Origin of the sequence: Pseudomonas sp. Z003-0.4C(8344-21) (assembly GCF_900104975.1) — a bacterium.
Taxonomy (GTDB): Bacteria; Pseudomonadota; Gammaproteobacteria; order Pseudomonadales; family Pseudomonadaceae; genus Aquipseudomonas; species Aquipseudomonas granadensis.
The window spans coordinates 861363-881322 of sequence record NZ_LT629756.1; the positions used below are offsets into that span (position 1 = coordinate 861363).

Sequence of the window (19960 nt, forward strand, 5' to 3'; positions counted from 1 at the left end):
CGTTTGCTGGCCTGTGGCATCTTTCGAGGTATGAAATCGCGCAGGCGATCAATAGATTGAATCCTCGGAATGTGCGCAGTAGTGCGCGCCTCTCTCCGACTGACGGGACACGAATCGGTATGCACTCCAACACCTCTCGGCGCACCTTCGTAAAAGGCCTTACCGCAGGCGGAATTCTCGCGGGCCTAGGACTCTGGCGTACCCCTGTATGGGCTGCACCTGGCTTTGGGGAAGCGAATGTCCTGTCAGGAACGGAGTTCGACCTGTTTATTGGAGAAACGCCGGTAAACATTACTGGCAATCGCCGTACAGCGCTGACGATCAATGGAGGGCTTCCGGGGCCCCTCCTGCGCTGGCGTGAGGGTGACACGGTAACTTTGCGCGTCAAAAACCGCCTGAAGGATATGACTTCCATTCACTGGCACGGGATCATTCTTCCCGCCAATATGGATGGTGTACCCGGCCTTAGCTTTCACGGGATTGAGCCCGACGGAACTTACGTCTATCAGTTCAAGGTCAAGCAGAACGGAACATACTGGTATCACAGTCATTCCGGCTTTCAAGAACAGGTCGGTGTATATGGCCCGTTAGTAATTGAAGCGAAAGACCCCGAGCCGTTTGTGTATGACCGTGACTACGTGGTGATGCTCACCGATTGGACGGATGAAGATCCGGCCTCGTTGATGAAAACGCTGAAGAAACAGGCTGACTACTACAACACCCACAAGCGCACGGTTAGCGACTTTATCAATGACGTCGCTGACAAAGGTTGGTCAGCCACCGTTGCTGATCGCAAGATGTGGGCAGAAATGAAGATGAACCCTACTGACATCGCAGACGTCAGTGGTGCGACCTACACCTATTTGATGAACGGCCACGCTCCGGATTCGAACTGGACGGGCACCTTCAAACCTGGCGAAAAACTCAGGTTGAGATTCATCAACGGATCGGCCATGAGCTACTTCGACGTCCGTATTCCTGGACTGAAGATGACTGTTGTTGCTGCTGATGGCCAGTATGTAAAACCCGTGAGCGTGGATGAGTTCCGAATAGCCACAGCTGAAACGTTCGATGTGATAGTCGAGCCCACCCAAGAAGCCTACACATTGTTCGCACAGTCGATGGATCGGTCGGGATATGCCCGAGGTACTTTGGCTGTTCGATCAGGGTTAGTCGCGCCTGTACCCGAGCTCGATCCTCGTCCTCTCGTCACCATGGCGGACATGGGCATGGCGGGTATGAATCATGGCTCGATGGGCGGAATGGGCGACATGGCTGGAATGGATCACAGCAAAATGGCCAGCATGGGTGACAGCTCAATGAATGGCATGTCGGGAATGGACGGCGGCTCCATGACATCGATGAACCATGGCGCTAAGCAGGATAAGTCCGGCATGGAAGGCATGGCCGGAATGGATCACAGCAAAATGTCTATGGAAGGCATGGGTGGGATGGGGGACATGCAGGCGCACCCCAAGACGGAATCCAACAACCCTCTGGTCGACATGCAAGCAATGTCGACCTCACCGAAGCTTGATGATCCTGGTATGGGGCTTCGTGATAATGGTCGCAAGGTGCTGACATATTCAGCTCTCAGGAGCACGTTTGAAGATCCTGATGGCCGTGAGCCAAGCCGCACTATCGAACTGCACCTGACCGGGCACATGGAGAAATTCTCTTGGTCGTTCAACGGGGTGAAGTTTTCTGACGCCGAGCCGGTGAGGCTGAAGTATGGCGAGCGGGTTCGGATCGTGCTCGTTAACGACACCATGATGACGCACCCCATCCATTTGCATGGGATGTGGAGCGACCTTGAAGACGAAAATGGCCAATTCCTCGTTCGTAAACACACCATCGACATGCCGCCAGGATCGAAGCGCAGTTACAGAGTCACCGCCGATGCGCTAGGTCGCTGGGCCTATCACTGCCATCTTCTGTATCACATGGAAATGGGTATGTTCCGAGAAGTGCGAGTAGAGGAATAAGGGGTCGACTATGAGCAACTATTTTTGTGGCACTCGCATTCACTCAGTTGTAGCTACGGTCGCTCTGAGCCTTGGCTTTGTTCTGCCGGCAGCCGCTGACACCGGTCAGACTGCAGATGACGGGCAGATGCAGAGCATGGATCACAGCCAGATGAAGGGCATGGATCACTCGCAAATGCAGGGCATGGATCACAGTCAGATGAAAGGCATGGATCACTCCCAAATGCAGGGCATGGATCACAGCCAGATGCAGGGGATGCAGCCCGCCAAGCAGCAGGCTCGTAGTGAAAGCCGAACTCCCATACCTCCAATTACAGATGCTGAGAGAGCTGCAGTTTACAATGCGCCTGGTGGCCATGCGGTTCATGACACTGCTCTTAACTCGTACTTCATTTTCGAAAAATTGGAATGGCAGGATGCTGATGAAGGAAGTGCGCTGAACTGGGAAGCCCAAGGTTGGATAGGCGGTGATGTGGATCGTCTATGGTTGCGTTCTGAGGGAGAGCGCACCAATGGGAAGACAGAGGAAGCCGAGGTGCAAGCGCTGTGGGGTCACTCTATTAGTCCATGGTGGGATCTGGTCGGTGGGGTTCGCCAAGACTTCAAACCGGGTGATCCACAAACGTGGGCGGCTTTCGGCATCCAGGGCTTGGCGCTCTACAACTTCGAAGCCCAGGCTACTGCTTATCTGGGCGAAGGTGGCCAGACTGCGGCGCGGCTGGAAGGAGACTACGACATCCTTTTGACCAATAAGCTCATTTTGCAACCGACTGCAGAATTCAATTTTTACGGGAAAAACGATCCCCAGCGTGGCATTGGCTCCGGGTTATCAGAAAGTGAGATTGGTCTGCGGCTCCGATACGAGATCCGTCCACAATTCGCTCCTTACGTGGGCGTTACCTGGAATCGTAGTTATGGAAAAACGGCTGACTACGCCAGCGAGGAAGGCGAAGACAATAACGAAGCACGCCTGGTGCTAGGCGTTCGGGTCTGGTTCTAAACCAAGTTAGTAGCACCAAAAATAATTATTCAACCTCATTACAACAGCTATGCGCTGTGAGGAGCCTTGCATGTCGTTCTTGAAAGCCTGTGTTGTGGCCGTCGCTCTTTCATCCGGTATTTTGCTGAGCTCGGTCGCTCAAGCCCATCCGAAACTGTTGTCTTCGACTCCTTCAGAAGGCGACTCCGGTGCGGCCCCCTCGAAAATTGAACTGCACTTTTCCGAAAACCTGGTCACCCAATTTTCCGGAGCCAAGCTGATCATGACTGATATGCCAGGTATGCCGAATTCACCTATGGGTGTCAAAGCAAGCGTAGCAGGCGGCAATGATCCGAAGACCATGGTAATCACGCCTTCATCGCCCCTGACAACGGGCACCTACAAAGTAGAATGGCGGGCAGTATCGTCCGACACTCATCCAATTACCGGTGCCGTAACTTTCAAAGTGAAATAAGCATGAGCGACCCTTTGAATGTGGCGCTGCGCCTCGCGCTTTATCTGGATTTGATGCTCCTGTTCGGGCTCGCGGTGTTCGGGCTGTACAGCTTTCGCGGGAAAGAGCGCGAATCGGGAACAGTGTTGCATTTTGGGTCGCTGCTGAGTGGGGCTGCCGTTATAGGCATTCTTCTGTCTGTGGCCGCGTTCTTCGTCATGACAAAAAACATGAGCGGTGCGTCCGATTGGGCGGAGCTGTTACCTCACCTGGAAATGATGTTGTCTGAAACCGAGGTCGGTTACAGCTGGATGGCACGTATGGTCTCGCTTGCGGTGGTGATAATTGCTGCAAGCCAAAGCACTCGATTGCCATCTGCTAGTCTTTGGATTGCTACCCTAGCGGGCAGTATTGCCTTAGCTACGCTCCCATGGACAGGTCACGGGGCAATGGATGAAGGTGCTAGACGGTTCTGGCATTTCGCAGCGGATATTCTCCATTTATTGGCTGCTGGCGGATGGATTGGAGCCTTGGCAGCCTTTGCTCTGATGCTGAGCATGAGGGAAGGTAATCCTGAGCAACTCGTACGAGTTTTGACTCGGGCGCTCAAAGGATTCGAAACAGCGGGCGGGTTCATTGTGGGTACGATCATACTCACAGGAGTCGCTAATTATCTTTTCATTGTCGGGCCAACCATTACAGAGGTAGTGGCCAGCACCTATGGCATTCTCCTACTAGCGAAAATCATATTGTTCGCTGGCATGCTTGGACTCGCGACCCTCAATCGTTTCTACCTGAGCCCCTCACTGGAACGCTCTGTGAGCGGGGGTGATTATTCTGCCGCAGTCACGGCTTTGAAAAAGAGCGTGCTGCTCGAATCGACCTGTGCGGTTGTCATTGTTTGCTTGGTGGCTTGGCTAGGAACGCTCAGCCCTTCAATCGAGATGGCCCAAGGGTAATGCCTAGGCAGGTCTGAGCAGCGCTGGTCGCTCAGATCTGCGTGGCGATCATTTGCTGTTCGGGTAGTCAGCGACCACCTCTTGAGCACCATCCCTGGTGAGGCCCAGGACTTGGTAAGGTTGATGTTTCTGACCATAGTCCATACCAGGCGAACCTGCTGGCATGCCTGGCACTGCAATCCCTACAAGGTCGGGACGATCATTCAACTTCTTGATGTCATCCGCTGGAACATGGCCTTCTACGAATTTCCCACCAATAACGCCCGTGTGACAGGACGCTAGTCCTTGCGGCACACCCAGCCCTTTCTTGATAGCGCTCATATCGCTTTCCACATGGTCGACTACTTTGAATCCATTCGATTCCAAGTGCTTGACCCACTCCTTGCAGCATCCGCAATTCGCGTCGCGGTGGACATCGATACTGAGCAGCTCCGCAGCTTGTGCAACGCCCATGAACATCAGCCCCGTAGCAAGGAGTAAATTACGCTTCATCATTTGGATGCACCTTTTAACGATTCGTTGCGCGGTTGCTATGTACAGCTTGGCCGATAGCCATGGCCTCGGATCCGCACCGTTCCAGGGTAGGTTAAGCGCAACAACGATTATTGCCGATTACATTTTCGTAAGCTGCCGTCTAGCTACTCACAACCTACCAAGCCGTGATGTCCCGGCGCTTTCAGGTAGCTGTCGAAACGATTACATTTGCGTCAGCTTGCGCATTGTTGTCGGTTTCGTAGCACACTTGAGCAACGCAAAGCTGGAGTTCCACCATGAAAATCCTGGTAGCAGAAGACGAACCCAAAACCGGAATGTATCTCCAGCAAGGACTCTTGGAAGCGGGTTTTACTGTCGACCGGGTCGTGACAGGCACGGAGGCACTGCATCAGGCGCTGAACGAGAGCTACGACCTCCTGATTCTGGACGTGATGATGCCTGGGATTGACGGCTGGGAGGTCATCCGAAGTGTCCGCGCAGCTGGAAGCTTGGTTCCCGTGTTGTTCCTTACAGCGAGGGACGGAGTCGATGACCGAGTTAGAGGCTTAGAGCTTGGTGCAGATGATTATTTAGTAAAGCCGTTCGCGTTTTCTGAGCTACTCGCTCGCGTCAGAAGCCTGCTGCGTCGGGGTGCCGGTGCTCCCAATCTGACGTCTATAAAAATCGGTGATCTTGAAGTCGACCTGCTCAAACGTCGTGCCTCACGCTCAGGTCAACGCATTGACCTGACGGCGAAGGAGTTTGCTTTGTTAGAGCTGCTGATGCGCCGAAGAGGAGAGGTTCTCTCAAAGTCACTCATCGCATCCCAGGTCTGGGATATGAATTTCGACAGCGATACAAACGTGATTGAGGTCGCCATTCGCAGGCTTAGGGCCAAGATTGATGATGATTTCGATACAAAGCTGATTCAGACCTCGCGAGGCATGGGCTACATGCTTGATGCCCCGGACGCAGAATGAAGCGCCCATCTCTAACGCTTCGTCTAAGTTTGATGTTTGTGTGCGCTGTGGTAGCAGTGCTCGTGGTAGCAGGCTTTACCTTCGATGGTTTCAGCCGGCATCACTTCAAGGCACTCGACCGGCAAGCAATGACAGAAAAGCTCGAATCTATTCGTCAAATTATGGACGGTGAAGCTGGCTCGGCTGACCGTTCAGATGTGTTGCTTCAGTTACAAGCGCTTTTGGGGGCACACCAGGAACTCTCAGCCTCGATTGTCATGCACGGCGGAAGAACGATTTTTGCGACCTCCAACTCAGCTCAGCATCCTTCTATTCCTCCTGATACTCCTGATGATGATATGTGGGAGTGGACAGACGGAGGCCATCTGTACCGAGGGATGAAAGCCCAAGTTCATCTGGTGAATGAATCAGAGCCACTGACGGCCTGGCTGAGTATGGATATCACAAGCCACATGCATTTCGTGGAGACCTTACGCTGGTGGTTAGTGATAGGTTTGGCGATCAGTGCGTTGGTCAGCGCCGGCTTGGGTTGGTTGGTCGCGCGCAGCGGCCTTAAACCAGTCGCTCGAGTGACGCAGGTCGCGGCTTCGATGTCGGCTGGATCGCTGAAAGAGCGCATTCCAATGGATTTTGTGCCTCGTGAGCTTGAGCTACTCGTCAGTTCGTTCAATGCCATGCTTGCTCGGCTAGAAGAGTCATTTTCTCGATTATCTAATTTCTCAGCCGATATTGCCCATGAGCTACGTACGCCAATAAGCAATTTGCGAACACATACTGAAGTCATCCTTACAAAAAAGCGTGCGCCAGAAATATACGAGGAGAATCTGTACTCCAATCTGGAAGATCTAAACCGACTTTCAAGCATCATCGATGGCATGCTCTTTTTAGCGAAGTCTGATAATGGTCTGGTTCTACCCGCTAAAGAAAAAGTCGAATTGCGGTTGGTGGTGGAGAAGCTCTTTGAGTATTACCAGCTGCTTGCAGATGACACCGGACTAAAGCTACAGATCACCGGACACGGTGAGGTTCGTGGCGACAGAACGATGCTGGATCGAATGGTTTCCAATTTGCTGTCGAATGCGATCCGGTACACACCTTCGGGTGCCACCATTTCTGTGAACATCGAGCCATCAGGCAACATGATGAGCTTGTCAGTGCAAAATCCAGGTGAGCGAATCGCTGCTGAACATCTGCCTCGGCTGTTTGATCGGTTTTATAGGGTTGACCCTGCGCGCAGGGAAAGCTCTGCAAACAATGCAGGGCTGGGTTTGGCAATCGTGAAATCGTTGGTAGACGCTCATGGGGGCAGCGTTGGATGCGTTTCCGAAGTGGGTCGGACGACTTTTACGATAAGCCTGCCTGCTTGGTCTAATGCTCGTGAATGAAAGGCTGGCGAATCTTGGAAGTCAGAGCCTTGAAATGGGAGCTTTGACGTTTGAACTGTTCAATTGTAAGGACGGTTCGCGCCAACTACACTCCACTTCTATGAAACGCTACCTGCGGTTTTGCATTCTCTTCCTGATCAGCTTGACGCTTCCCCTGTCCGGGATGGCGGGTGTTCAGGCGCCCGCAGAACCGTGCCCGATGATGACAATGGGCATGGCGATGATGGATGACATGGGAATGGACTGCTGTAACGACATGAAAAGCCCGACAGAGCATGGCAAACCCTGCAAGCCAGGCCAGGAATGCAAGACTGGCGGCATGCTTGAAGTTTCGATCCTGAAGCCTCCAGTTACCGTATTCAGCCCCGTAGTGGCTTCCTTCTTCACTAAATCCCTACCCATACAGACCCCATCCGGGGTGTGGCGACCGCCCCGCGTTTGATTCCTGTCCCACATTGAGCCTCATTCTGCATTAGCGGGATGGACTAGCTGCGCGCATGTCTTTTGACGCGTGCAGTGGATGATTACAGGAATCGTAAACATGAAATCCAAGTGCTATTGCACAGGTTGGCCCCTCGTGGTCGGTCTGGCGGCAAGCGTACTGGCATTGCCGAGCTTCGCTGCCGCATTGACACTCGATGAAGCGTTGCGGCTGGCAGAAAACAATGCGCCGTCACTGACCGCACAAGACGCCAAAATTCAGGCTGCCAGCAGTGCAGCCATCCCTGCTGGTGAATTACCTGATCCCAAGCTCTTGGTGGGCGTTCAGAACTACCCCATCGGCGGCCCGGATCGTTGGAGTATCGACCAGGACTTCATGACCATGCAGATGGTCGGGGTCAGGCAGGAGATACCCAATAGCGACAAGCGCAAAGCGCGTATCGCAGTCGCCGATGCAGCTATTGATCGTGCTTCTGCGGAGCGTCGAGTCGAACGTCTGAAGGTGCGCCAGTCCACGGCGCTGGCCTGGATCAGCAGCTATTCGGTTGAGCGCAAAGATGTGCTATTCCAGGACTTCTACAAAGAAAACCGCCTGCTGAGCGATACCGTCCGGGCCCAAATTGCCGGTGGCCGCGCTCAACCCGCCGATGCGGTGACACCCAAGCAGGAAGCAGCTCAACTGGCGGAGCAGCAGGACGATCTGATTCTCCAGAGAGCGCAGGCTCGTGCGGCCCTCAAACGCTGGATTGGCTCCGCCGCCAACGACAAGCCTGTGGGCAGCTTGCCTGAATGGCCCGTCGACACCTCAAGTTACTCTCATAAGCTGCAACACCACCCCGAGTTGGCCGCGTTTGCGCCGATGACCCGCGAAGCGCAAGCCAAAGTTCGTGAAGCCGAAGCGGAAAAGCAGTCGGACTGGAGTTGGGAACTTGATTATCAGCATCGTGACCGTCAGTTCGGCGACATGGTCAGCGTTCAACTTTCCTGGGATTTACCGCTATTTCCCGACTCTCGCCAAAACCCCAGGATTGCGGCCAAGCAGGCTGAGCTTAACCAATTGGAGGCCGAGCGCGAAGCGCTGTCACGCGAGCATACCCAGCAGCTGGAAAATGAACTGGCTGACTATGAGCGTCTGGATCGTGCCGTGCGCAGAAATCAGGACAGCCTGGTGCCGCTGGCCAAGGAAAAGGTCGAACTCAGCATGGCCAGTTACCGTGCAGGCAAGGGCGATTTAAACGCGGTGGTTGCCGCCCGACGTGAACTCATCGAAGCCCGCCTTAAACAGATCGACGTAGAAGAGCAGCGAGCGCTGACCAGTGCACGTCTGTACTTCGCTTATGGGGAGTCCAGCCAATGATCCTTAAGAAATGGAACGGGGCATTGCTGGTAGGCGTCTCGCTGGCATTGGGTGTTGCTGGTGGCTACTGGTTCGCGCATCAGCGCATGAGCGGAGTACCCGGTACTGCCCCGGAACAGAGCCTCAATTCCCCGGACGAACGCAAAGCCCTGTATTGGTACGACCCCATGTACCCGCAGCAAAAGTTCGACAAACCGGGAAAATCTCCCTTCATGGACATGCAGCTGGTTCCTCAGTACGCCGGTGGCGCAGGAGATCGTGCGACCGTCAGTATCGATCCGAGTCTGACTCAAAATCTCGGTCTGCGTTTTGCGACAGTCACCCGTGGAATCTTTGATTCCAATATCGACGTTACAGGAGTCTTGGGATTCAACGAGCGTGATGTCGCGGTGATCCAGCCACGCACCACTGGCTTTGTGGAGCGGGTCTATGCACATGCTCCCGGCGATGTACTCAAAGCCAACGCGGCGTTGGCGGATATCTTGGTTCCAGAGTGGGCGGCGGCTCAGACAGAGTTTCTTGCTCTCAAGCGCAGCGCAGATGCTGAGTTGCTAGCGGCGGCCCGTCAGCGGCTGCGACTCACAGGGATGCCGGCTGCATTGATATCCCAGGTAGAGCGCAGTGGGAAAGTCCAGCCGACCCTGAAGCTAACCACCCCCATCAGCGGCGTTCTGCAAGAGCTGAATGTGCGAGCGGGTATGACCGTGACGACTGGCGAGACCCTGGCTCGCGTTAATGGTTTGGACACGGTCTGGCTAGCTGTAGCCGTTCCAGAATCGGACGCCGGAGCTATTACCGTGGGGCAGGCAGTCGAAGCGCGTCTACCAGCCTTTCCTGGGGAAATGCTCAATGGCAAGGTCAGCGCGATTTTGCCTGAGACCAATCCGGACAGCCGCACACTTCGGGTACGTGTTGAGTTACCCAATCCGGATGGGCGTCTCAGGCCGGGTTTGACGGCGCAAGTACGCCTGAATCGTTCGACCGAGCAGAGTGTATTGTGGGTGCCGAGTGAGGCGGTGATTCGCACTGGCCGACGAGCGCTGGTGATGCTCGCCGAAGACGCTGGCCGCTACCGTCCCGTGGAGGTGCTCCTTGGGCAGGAAAGCGATGGCAAAACGGCGATAGTGAAAGGTCTGGAAGCAGGCCAGAAGGTGGTTACATCTGGCCAGTTCCTGCTCGACTCGGAGGCCAGTCTTAAAGGCATTGCTGCCCGCACGGAGGAAGAGTCGCCACCCAGTGAAACAGCCTCCAGTTTTCATGAGGCTGATGGTCAAATCGTTGAGATCAACGACAAAGAAGTCACGCTCGCCCACGGCCCTTTCAAGACGCTGGGTATGCCTGGCATGACGATGACTTTCCCTCTCGCTAGTCCGGCGCTGATGCAGGGCCTCAAGGCTGGTGACAAGGTTCGGGTCGCGGTGAGCCAGACCGATGATGGCTTGCGTGTTGAACGACTGGATAAAACGGGGAGCCAGCCATGATTGCTGCCCTGATTCGTTGGTCAGTGGCCAACCGATTCCTAGTGCTACTCGCGACACTGTTTGTCACCGCTTGGGGCATTTGGTCGGTGCAAAGCACGCCCATTGATGCGTTGCCAGACCTCTCCGATGTACAGGTGATTATCCGCACCCCTTATGCAGGACAAGCGCCGCAGATCGTCGAGAACCAGGTCACCTATCCGTTGGCGACCACCATGCTCTCGGTGCCGGGGGCCAAGACCGTGCGTGGTTATTCCTTCTTTGGCGATAGTTTTGTCTACGTGCTCTTTGAAGACGGCACTGACTTGTATTGGGCTCGCTCGCGGGTGTTGGAGTACCTGAGTCAGATACAAAGCCGCTTGCCGGCCAGCGCCAAACCGGCGTTGGGGCCGGATGCGACGGGGGTGGGTTGGATCTATCAGTACGCACTGGTGGATCGCAGCGGCGGGCACGATTTGGCACAACTTCGCGCTCTTCAGGACTGGTTCTTGAAGTTTGAACTCAAGACCCTACCGAACGTTGCGGAAGTGGCCACCGTGGGAGGCATGGTTAAGCAATACCAAGTGCAGATTGATCCGCTCAAACTGGCCAGCCTCGGCATCACTCAGTCTGAGGTGACCGATGCTATCGGCAAGGCCAATCAGGAAACCGGTGGTGCGGTGCTGGAGATGGCAGAGACCGAGTTCATCGTGCGTGCTTCCGGCTACTTAAAGACACTCTACGACTTTCGGGCGATCCCACTGAAGCTGGGCTCGGGCGGTGTGCCGGTGACCCTGGGCGATGTCGCCACGATCCAGCTGGGGCCGGAAATGCGGCGTGGCATCACCGAACTTGACGGTCAGGGCGAGACCGTCGGCGGCGTGGTGATTTTGCGCAGCGGCAAGAATGCTCGCGAGACCATTGCAGCGGTCAAGACCAAGCTCGAGGAACTGAAAAGCAGTTTGCCGGCTGGTGTAGAAATCGTCACCACCTACGACCGCAGTAAGCTGATCGACCGCGCCGTGGAAAATCTCAGCCACAAGCTCATCGAAGAGTTCATCGTTGTCGCGTTGGTTTGTGGGATCTTCCTCTGGCACATACGCTCGTCGCTGGTTGCGATCATCTCCCTGCCGGTGGGGGTACTGATTGCCTTCATCGTCATGCGCTACCAAGGGATCAATGCCAACATCATGTCCTTGGGCGGGATTGCCATTGCCATCGGCGCCATGGTCGATGCTGCCGTGGTAATGATCGAGAACGCCCACAAGAAGATTGAAGCGTGGCATGTGGCTAATCCAGGGGAAGAACTAAAGGGGGAGCGTCATTGGCATGTGATGACCGAAGCGGCGGCAGAGGTAGGCCCGGCGCTGTTCTTCTGTTTGTTGATCATCACTCTGTCGTTCATTCCGGTGTTCACCCTAGAAGCTCAGGAAGGACGTCTGTTCGGCCCATTAGCTTTCACCAAGACCTACGCCATGGCCGCAGCGGCGGGATTGTCAGTGACCTTAGTGCCCGTGCTGATGGGTTACTGGATTCGAGGACGAATCCCCAGTGAGCAACAGAACCCGTTGAACCGGTGGTTGATTCGGATCTATCAGCCAGCCTTGGACGCAGTCTTGCGTCGACCAAAGATCACGCTGCTGGTGGCGCTATTGGTTTTTGTCAGTGCGCTATGGCCAATGTCTCGCTTGGGTGGTGAGTTTCTCCCCCCGTTGGACGAGGGCGACCTGCTCTATATGCCTTCGGCTCTGCCGGGATTGTCGGCTCAAAAAGCGGCGCAACTGCTGCAACAGACCGACCGCCTGATCAAGACCGTGCCCGAAGTCGAACACGTCTTCGGTAAAGCGGGGCGCGCCGAAACCGCCACCGACCCGGCACCGCTGGAGATGTTCGAAACTACTATCCAGTTCAAGCCACACGAGCAATGGCGCCCAGGCATGACTCAGGAGAAACTGGTGGAAGAACTGGATCGAGTGGTACGAGTTCCAGGGTTGACCAACATCTGGATACCGCCGATTCGCAACCGTATCGACATGCTGGCCACCGGGATCAAAAGCCCCATCGGAGTAAAGGTTGCCGGCACAAACCTGACCGAGATCGATGCCGCAACTCAGGCGGTCGAGCGGGTGGCCAAGGATGTGCCCGGTGTCAGCTCGGCTCTGGCCGAGCGACTGACCGGTGGCCGCTATATCGATGTAGATATCGACCGCAAGGCCGCCGCCCGCTACGGACTGAATATCGCTGATGTGCAGTCCATTGTGGCTGGCGCTATCGGTGGTGAAAACGTAGGGGAGACAATCGAAGGTCTCGCACGTTTCCCGATCAACGTACGTTACCTACGGGAGTGGCGTGACTCGCTCGGCGCCCTGGAGCAATTGCCGATCTACACCCCGTTAGGGAGTCAGATCACCCTGGGAACGGTGGCGAAGGTTAAGGTCAGCGACGGGCCGCCGATGCTCAAGAGCGAGAATGCACGGCCTTCAGGCTGGGTGTACATCGATGTGCGTGGTCGGGACATTGCCTCGGTGGTCGCCGACCTACGCCGGGTCGTCAATGAGCAGGTCAAGTTGCAGCCCGGTATGAGTCTGAGTTACTCAGGGCAGTTCGAATTTCTGGAACGGGCCAACGCACGACTCAAGTTGGTGGTGCCTGCCACGCTGTTGATCATCTTCGTGTTGCTCTACCTGACTTTTGCCCGATTCGATGAGCCCTTGCTGATCATGGCCACATTGCCATTCGCACTGACTGGTGGAGCATGGTTTCTCTATCTATTGGGATTCAACCTGTCGGTCGCCACCGGAGTCGGCTTTATCGCCTTGGCCGGGGTTTCTGCCGAGTTCGGCGTGATCATGTTGCTCTACTTGAAAAACGCCTGGGCGGAGCGTGAAGACCTCGGCGACCGCACTGAGCGCGGGCTGGTGGCGGCGATCCGTGAAGGCGCTGTGCAGCGCGTTCGACCCAAGGCCATGACCGTGGCCGTGATCATTGCCGGTCTGTTACCCATCCTGCTGGGCAGCGGCACCGGCAGCGAAGTCATGAGCCGCATCGCCGCGCCCATGGTCGGCGGTATGGTCACGGCACCCTTGCTGTCCCTGTTTGTCATTCCGGCAGCGTATCGCCTGATGCGTCGCCGTCACCTCCAAGATGAACCCAACCTCCCTCAAGGAAAAGTCGTATGAAACTGACCCTGTTTGCAGCTGTTAGCACCGTACTTACCCTGTCTTTTTCTGCCCTAGCAGAGGACATGCCGGGCATGAAAATGGAGGGTATGGAACTGAAGCAAGAAACAAAGCAGGTTCCAGTAGCCACCGCCGACGGATCGATCAAGGCTATCGATTCTACAAAGCATACCGTGACCATTGCCCATGGCGCTGTTCCATCAGTGCAATGGCCACCGATGACTATGGCGTTTTCCGCGACAGAGGATCAGTTGAAAGGGCTGGCAGCCGGAGACCGTGTCTCGTTTACCTTTCGTCTAGAGGGTGGCAAAGCCACAATCGTTTCCATAAAAAAATGAGCCTGCGATGATAAAAAACCGGCACGGTTCGTCGTGTCGGTTGCAGTTCAAGTATCGCCAAGCGTTGCGATAGCGACATCTCCACTGGCCGCATCGACGCTTCGATCAACAATCAGAATATCCCCCGATGCTGCTCAGCGATCTTTACCAGGTAGGCAATTCCTCACAGCGGTGTCTTTTACATCTACTTAACGGATTCCACTTCCACGTATTTGTATTTCTTCCTAGCAGCCTTCACAGCATCTTGCTCAGCAAGCAACGAACTCAGCGTGTCGACCTCATGGATCAGCTCGTGCATCTTCCCCTCAAATTCGTTTCCAACTCGAAGCGTAACCCTGAGCCTAGGCGTGAACGGTTTCGCCGGTTTCTTCTTGGCTGCAGACTCAGCTATCGGCTTCGTGAAGACGACTTCTGTCACAGGTTCCGGTGCTGGAGATGCAAGAACCTCTTCAGGCTTAGCTGTACCGAACAAGGCGCGGCGCATTTCTTCCTCAGTTAAATCAGCTTTCATAAATCGTCTCTATAGAACAGCAATTAACTCAACAAGTTGTTTGGGAAGGCTCACGCCAAGATGCCCTATGGAGCAGGAGGAGATTTCAAATGCCTAGGTCAATTTCAAGACACAAACCCCTCCAGGCTCGGGAAAGTTGCACCTTCGGCAGTCGCGTAATGAGCTCGTCCGCTAGGTCACTGGCATGCCGGGAGTACAGCATTACGGTGTCTGGAACCGGTGTCCGATCCGCAACGAATGCACCCACTCGCTCCTGGGCAGTTTTCAGTATATTCAGGACTTCTTGGCTCACCTGTTTGGTGGACAGGTATTCCACGACTGGCTTGGGCGGAGGCGCAGCATGACTCCACATTTCTATGACTATCCTGAGGAGCCCGTCTGAGCCAAAATGCTTGAGAGCCATTTCCCACAGCTGACCTTCCTGCACCATATCCAGGCGAGGCCTAGTCATAACGGAGTTCCGGCAACATGAGGCTCTTTCTTGATTGCGAGTTTACCAAGCTCTCGGCGGCTGCGAAGCTGATATCACTCGCATTGGTGGCGGAGGATGGGCGCGAATTCTACGTGGAATTGCTCGAAGCTTGGCAAGAAGAAGACTGCAGTGATTTCGTAAAGGAAATCGTGCTTCCGCAGCTGTGGGGTGGGAGCTATGCGCTGCCCATTGTTGAAGCCAGGATGTCGCTGCTCAGGTTTCTGACGTCGTTCAAAAAGGAGGTCGAGATCGTCACGGATGCTCCCCAATACGACTGGGAGCTTTTTTGCGATCTGGTCTATGACTGCGGGCGATGGCCCAGAATCGTTCGTAATTTCCCTACTGACGCAACGACCCTTTCTCCGATTAGCGAGGGTGAGGAGCTGCCTCACCACGCGTTGCTCGACGCCAGGATTATCGCTGGCATGTTCAGTTAAAATATAAACGACTTGGAGCCTTCGCAGTGTTATACCGCTCTCTCCAGACAAGCTCTCATCAATCCCTCTCCAAAACACTAGCGGCTCGCTAGACTCGCACTCGGCCCGCCAGTGCGTGGGCAAGTAGAAACCATATCTCGATCAAGGACGAAAGCACATGCCATCCATGCGCCCCTCACAGTACGCCATGCAACAGCGCGCGGATGGCGGCCCATTCCTTCGTTTCGATAATGGTGAAGCGAGAGGGCTGAGCGAGGGAGAACTCGAAGCACTGGAGTCGGGCGAATACGACGAAAATGACTACTATGGCCCCACACTCGTTTTCTACAGCGATGTACCCCTGCCGGACAATGGGTCAGGCTGGCATCTCCTATTGATGGTCACCTCCGAGTATTTGACCATTTATCCTATCAACGCCCGCTCGGAACATTCTGAGTACGGTAAGCCCAAGTACAACAACATCCAGTCGATAGTGATTACTCGCCCTGTCTTCCAAGAATATCCACATCCTAACAATCAGGATGAGCTTGAGGATTTGCTAGGACTTCTCCCTGTAGGGCTCACCAAAGACTGGCGCTACGGTCTCGGCTTCCACTACGAGTACCGATATATCATCCAGGCTTTAAATGATCTGGAGGGGATCGACACACTGTTTCTGCATGGTGGGCCAGGGAATTTTGATGCGAAAATCGAGGGCAATCATTTCTGTTTAGGCGTTGCCCAGCTTGAGAAAATGGAGCGAAGCCTTGATCGGCTAACTCAGCGGCATCAGCGAGAAACCGCTGCCGACAAAAAACTTGTTTGCTACACGGGGCTCCTGCACAAAGCGGCCCCCGAGCTTTATCCTCCACGTGAACGCAAGCTCCCGCCAGATCTGCTTGCAAATCTTGTAGCGCTGGGGTCAGTGGCGCCTCGTCTATCACCCAAAGATCAAAAGCAGGCAGTCATGCTTGCCCAGCAAAGCGTCTCCGCGCTGGCGAAATCTTCACCGAAAACCCTGTATCAGCTGAGGTCTGAGATCGAGCTCATAACGCTCGGCGAACTCATTGAGGTGTACCGGAAAATGCTGGAAAGCCACGCCGCCGAGAACAAGTGGCAACGCTTCCTGAGTGAGCACTCTTTCGTACTCGACATGGCGTTCGGTTATCCCGTCAAGATGATTGCAGAACAGCCCTATGTAGGTGGTAAAGACATCAGAGGTCAAGGGGGCCAGTATTCCGACTTCTTGATGGCTGCGAAGGCCACCGGAAACCTTGCTCTGATCGAGATCAAGCACCCTCAGCACGACCTGCTCGGAAAAGCCTACCGCAAGACCTACGTACCCTCTTACGAGCTCAGCGGATCCGTGGCCCAGGTCATTAGCCAGCGAAGCGTTCTGCAGAAGAACATTCTCGGTCTGAGCGAGGATCTCGATGACCGTGTCCACGCACATGCCATGGCGGCCATTGTCATCATTGGCCGTACCCCATCAAAGATTGGTGAGCAGCGAGCCTTCGAGCAGTATCGGAACAGCCTCAAGGATGTCCTGGTGATTACCTTCGACGAGATGCTAGGTCGGCTTGAGGGCATTCATAAAGCTTTGACGCCAAAACCGCCAGTAGCGCACTTGCTCCTCAGTGATGAAGACTTACCATTTTAGAATGTCCGTCACTGGATAGAGGGGCCGCTGAGGCTGTACAGCAGTTTTGGGTCGCCCAAAGAGGTCGGGCTGCTGATCTATGGTGTCCAGACTGATCAGGGGGTGAAAGCCACCCCGTTGGACTTGCCCCTACCAAATCGGACACCAACTCCCCGTTAAATTGATGCTGCTGCCAAGCGCCTAAACTCTCGCGGCGACCGATATTTCAAAGCGCTGTGCGGATGCTGTTCATTATAATGCTCGAAGGCAATCGTCAGATTGCACAACGCCGTTTCTCGATCCGGTTTGGGCATGTGCGCCACGTAATCACGCTTGATCGTCTTCACGAAGCTCTCCGCCATGCCGTTGCTTTGCGGGCTGCGTACCGGCGTCGTTACCGGCTGCAAGCCGATTTGTCGGGCAAACAAGCGCGTCTGCTCGGCGATATAGGCCGAGCCGTTATCGCTCAACCATTGCACCGGCGTGCTCGGTAGCTGATCGCCAAAACGTTTCTCCACGCTTTCCAACATCAAGTCTCGGATGTCATCGCCGCTGTAGCCCGTCGGGCTGGCGACCCAGCCGATAGCTTCACGATCACAGCAGTCCAGGGCAAAGGTTACGCTCAACTTTGCACCGTCGTCGCAGCGGAACTCGAAGCCGTCCGAGCACCAGCGGGTATCGCTGGTAGTGACGGCGATTCGGCCTTCATGCCGGCGCTGTACGCCTGGCTGCTTGATGCGTCGTTCTAGCAGCAGATTGTGATCACGCATGACGCGGTAGACCCGTTTCACATTGAGCGGAGCCAGCGACTGGACTTCACGCTCGCGGCGAAGCAAACCCCAAACCCGACGGTAGCCATAGCTCGGCAACTCACTCACTTGCTGCTTAATCTCGGCGACCAACTCCGTATCGTTGACGAGCCGAGGTCGCCGTACTTTGGGCGAAACCGATTGCTTGATTCGAACCGTTAATTGGGAGCGCGACACACCGAGACATTCGCTGACCAGCTTCACTGGTCGTCCCCCGGCAACAAGGGTGAGTGCGCAATCCATTTTCGCGAACGGGCGATCTCCACGGCCTCTCTGAGGACTTCCGCTTCCATCGTCTTCTTGCCCAGCATTCTCTGCAATTCGCGGATCTGCTTGAGCGCATCGCTCAGCTCGGACGCCGGTACCACGGCTTCGCCGGCACTGACTGCTGACAAGCTTCCGTCCTGATACAGCTTGCGCCACAGGAACAGTTGGTTGGCATTGATGCCGTTGCGTCGGGCAACCACGGACACGCTTTGTCCAGGTTCAAGGCTCTCGCGAACCATGGCCAGTTTCTGGTGGGTGCTCCAGCGGCGTCGGCGTTCCTGGCCGAGCAACTCGCCACCCTTATCGTTGCTGTTAGTCATAAACATACCCGTTTGCCTATCCCTTATCTTAAGGGGGGAACGGTGTCCTGTCTTTCATGGGGCTCGTTCACCCGTGAATCTGCCGATCAGGATAGCAAGCGGAGCGCGCAGGCGCTAAATGAGCCAGAGGCCTGTGGGTGACGCCCGCCAAGGCAGAAACCCGGATTTTCCGGGTTTCTGCCTTGGCGGGCGTCCCTGAAGAGGGGCAAGCCCAAAACAACGATCAACGACTACTGGAGGCGATCAGGCGTTGGCAGATACCTGTCTCCAGCTATGCGCATGAATTCACGCAGACTACGCCGTCCGACATCACGCCTAAACGTCGCGATGACGTACTTCGAGTTGACCGTGTTGATCACCCAGAACCTACCTTCCTTCTTAACGGACTGAATGTCCGATGTCCGAATCAGCCTTCCATCTGCAAATCGTTGGTAGGGCCCAGGGCAAATGTGACCAAACACAACGCCAACGGCACTGCACGCATGAATATGGACATTCACCAGATAGGCTGTGACTAGCCCGTCGTAGTCTTGACTCACTGCTTTGCTGATGCGAAGGAGGTCGAAGTCCGAGTAGCGCTTTTCGTGTAAATCGACTGCGACGGTATTGATGTCGTCCATGGCTACACGGCCTCTGACGCTGAGGCTACGTCGGTGGTCGCAGCACTGTGCCGATATAGCTCCCTGACCCCAACCAAGGCATCAACATCCAGATCGCGCTGATGAGTATTGACGTACACCTCGCCACTCTCGACCTGCAGAACACAGATTGGCACTTCTGCCTGGTTGAACCCCATGGAAAGTGATTTCAGCTGTTCCATCTTCCAGCCTGACCCTTTGTTCATCCATGCCGGGGTAACGACCTGGACATCTTGAATGACCATGCTCTCGTCTTGGGAGACCAGCAGCTCCACCAAGCGAGGCTCATCGTTCAGCATCTCTTCATAAGCTACGAATCGCCCTTCATGCCGGCGCTTGAGGCTCACGTGATACCAATGGGTAACCAAGGATCGCGACATGGCGTGGAAGTGAGCGAGACCGTCCCCGAACATACCCACCGGGCCGGCCTGGTCTTGCATGCTTATCCTGAACATCGTGTATCTCGTTTGGAGCAGGCCTGCTTAGCGCCTGCGATTAACATAAGCCGAATATTGTCTTGAGCGATGCGGTCATCTCGCGCCCTTTGCCTACCAAGGCGTACACCGTATTCCGGGTCTCGAACAGGCAAACGCCGTCAAACGACTTGCACAGGGTCGAGCGTACCCAGCCCCCTGGAGGGAACCGGCCCTGGCTGTCGTAGGTGACGCAATGGGAATAAAGGAACATTGTCTGCAGGCCTATGGCGCGTACCCTGGCGAGCGACTCAGGAGGCTCGTCCACGTGAAAGATGAGCCAGTCCTCGACCAAACAGTACGGTTTCCGACCGAAGCGATCCGCCACCAATGCCTCTATTTCGGCTTGAGGTAGCTCTGTTCCGAAGGACGATATCTCACCCTCCCGGAGCAACTCGTGCTCCGAAGAATTACCCATAAATTGATG

At 55.2% G+C, this 19960-nt stretch carries 19 protein-coding genes; 13 read left to right on the forward strand and 6 right to left on the reverse strand.

Going from position 1 to position 19960, the window contains the following annotated elements; genetic code table 11:
• Positions 1-119 precede the first annotated feature (119 nt).
• The 4 genes from BLU24_RS03965 to copD all read left to right on the forward strand — a co-directional run bounded on the left by BLU24_RS03965 (position 120) and on the right by copD (position 4377).
• Positions 120-1985: a copper resistance system multicopper oxidase gene (locus BLU24_RS03965; RefSeq protein ID WP_093097727.1), complete on the forward strand. Its 1866-nt coding sequence runs from the start codon at positions 120-122 to the stop codon at positions 1983-1985.
• A gap of 10 nt (positions 1986-1995) precedes the next feature.
• A complete protein-coding gene (locus tag BLU24_RS03970) occupies positions 1996-2985 on the forward strand; it encodes a copper resistance protein B (protein WP_093097729.1) in 990 nt (329 codons plus the stop codon).
• A gap of 70 nt (positions 2986-3055) precedes the next feature.
• Positions 3056-3439 carry a copper homeostasis periplasmic binding protein CopC gene (gene copC, locus BLU24_RS03975; protein WP_054092733.1) on the forward strand — a complete coding sequence of 128 codons (384 nt, stop codon included), beginning with the start codon at positions 3056-3058 and terminating at the stop codon, positions 3437-3439.
• Positions 3440-3441: 2 nt separating this feature from the next.
• Complete coding sequence (gene copD / locus BLU24_RS03980) at positions 3442-4377, forward strand: copper homeostasis membrane protein CopD (RefSeq protein WP_093097731.1); 936 nt, start codon at positions 3442-3444, stop codon at positions 4375-4377.
• 48 nt (positions 4378-4425) lie between these two features.
• Here copD and BLU24_RS03985 read toward each other — a convergent pair whose 3' ends face one another.
• Entirely contained in the window at positions 4426-4869 is a 444-nt protein-coding gene (locus BLU24_RS03985; protein WP_054092765.1) for a DUF411 domain-containing protein, read from the reverse strand.
• A 278-nt stretch (positions 4870-5147) separates the two neighbouring features.
• Between BLU24_RS03985 and BLU24_RS03990 the strand changes: the two genes are divergently transcribed.
• The 7 genes from BLU24_RS03990 to BLU24_RS04020 all read left to right on the forward strand — a co-directional run bounded on the left by BLU24_RS03990 (position 5148) and on the right by BLU24_RS04020 (position 13988).
• Entirely contained in the window at positions 5148-5831 is a 684-nt protein-coding gene (locus tag BLU24_RS03990) for a heavy metal response regulator transcription factor (protein WP_054092731.1), read from the forward strand.
• Entirely contained in the window at positions 5828-7216 is a 1389-nt protein-coding gene (locus BLU24_RS03995) for a heavy metal sensor histidine kinase (protein WP_093097733.1), read from the forward strand. The genes BLU24_RS03990 and BLU24_RS03995 overlap by 4 nt, the downstream gene beginning before the upstream one ends.
• A gap of 100 nt (positions 7217-7316) precedes the next feature.
• Positions 7317-7658, forward strand: coding sequence for a hypothetical protein (locus BLU24_RS27930; protein WP_093106429.1), 342 nt, complete (start codon positions 7317-7319; stop codon positions 7656-7658).
• A 99-nt stretch (positions 7659-7757) separates the two neighbouring features.
• Complete coding sequence (locus BLU24_RS04005; protein WP_093097735.1) at positions 7758-9014, forward strand: TolC family protein; 1257 nt, start codon at positions 7758-7760, stop codon at positions 9012-9014.
• The gene (locus BLU24_RS04010) at positions 9011-10495 is read left to right on the forward strand and encodes an efflux RND transporter periplasmic adaptor subunit (RefSeq protein ID WP_093097737.1); all 1485 of its coding nucleotides are present in this window, start codon (positions 9011-9013) and stop codon (positions 10493-10495) included. The genes BLU24_RS04005 and BLU24_RS04010 overlap by 4 nt, the downstream gene beginning before the upstream one ends.
• Positions 10492-13650, forward strand: a complete 3159-nt coding sequence (locus BLU24_RS04015) for an efflux RND transporter permease subunit (protein ID WP_093097739.1) — start codon at positions 10492-10494, stop codon at positions 13648-13650. Before BLU24_RS04010 ends, BLU24_RS04015 begins: the two co-directional genes overlap by 4 nt.
• Complete coding sequence (locus BLU24_RS04020) at positions 13647-13988, forward strand: copper-binding protein (RefSeq protein ID WP_093097742.1); 342 nt, start codon at positions 13647-13649, stop codon at positions 13986-13988. Before BLU24_RS04015 ends, BLU24_RS04020 begins: the two co-directional genes overlap by 4 nt.
• A 184-nt stretch (positions 13989-14172) precedes the next feature.
• Here BLU24_RS04020 and BLU24_RS04025 read toward each other — a convergent pair whose 3' ends face one another.
• Positions 14173-14499 carry a hypothetical protein gene (locus tag BLU24_RS04025; RefSeq protein WP_093097744.1) on the reverse strand — a complete coding sequence of 109 codons (327 nt, stop codon included), beginning with the start codon at positions 14497-14499 and terminating at the stop codon, positions 14173-14175.
• Positions 14500-14967: 468 nt separating this feature from the next.
• Between BLU24_RS04025 and BLU24_RS04035 the strand changes: the two genes are divergently transcribed.
• Positions 14968-15408 carry a 3'-5' exoribonuclease gene (locus BLU24_RS04035; protein WP_093097748.1) on the forward strand — a complete coding sequence of 147 codons (441 nt, stop codon included), beginning with the start codon at positions 14968-14970 and terminating at the stop codon, positions 15406-15408.
• 157 nt (positions 15409-15565) lie between these two features.
• Entirely contained in the window at positions 15566-17047 is a 1482-nt protein-coding gene (locus tag BLU24_RS04040; RefSeq protein WP_093097750.1) for a Shedu immune nuclease family protein, read from the forward strand.
• Positions 17048-17202: 155 nt separating this feature from the next.
• Here BLU24_RS04040 and BLU24_RS04045 read toward each other — a convergent pair.
• From BLU24_RS04045 to BLU24_RS04060, 4 genes are all read right to left on the reverse strand, one after another.
• Positions 17203-18422, reverse strand: a protein-coding gene (locus BLU24_RS04045) for an IS3 family transposase (protein WP_197677836.1) whose coding sequence is annotated in 2 segments (ribosomal slippage) — positions 17203-18077 and positions 18077-18422 — 1221 coding nt in all. Because the reading frame shifts where the segments join, the coding sequence is not laid out codon by codon here.
• A gap of 230 nt (positions 18423-18652) precedes the next feature.
• Positions 18653-19042: a hypothetical protein gene (locus tag BLU24_RS27935; RefSeq protein ID WP_093097752.1), complete on the reverse strand. Its 390-nt coding sequence runs from the start codon at positions 19040-19042 to the stop codon at positions 18653-18655.
• A 2-nt stretch (positions 19043-19044) separates the two neighbouring features.
• On the reverse strand, positions 19045-19515 hold the full coding sequence (locus BLU24_RS04055) for a hypothetical protein (protein WP_093097754.1): 471 nt from the start codon (positions 19513-19515) through the stop codon (positions 19045-19047).
• A 40-nt stretch (positions 19516-19555) separates the two neighbouring features.
• Positions 19556-19951, reverse strand: coding sequence for a DUF6957 family protein (locus BLU24_RS04060; RefSeq protein ID WP_020308628.1), 396 nt, complete (start codon positions 19949-19951; stop codon positions 19556-19558).
• Between the last annotated feature and the right edge of the window lie 9 nt (positions 19952-19960).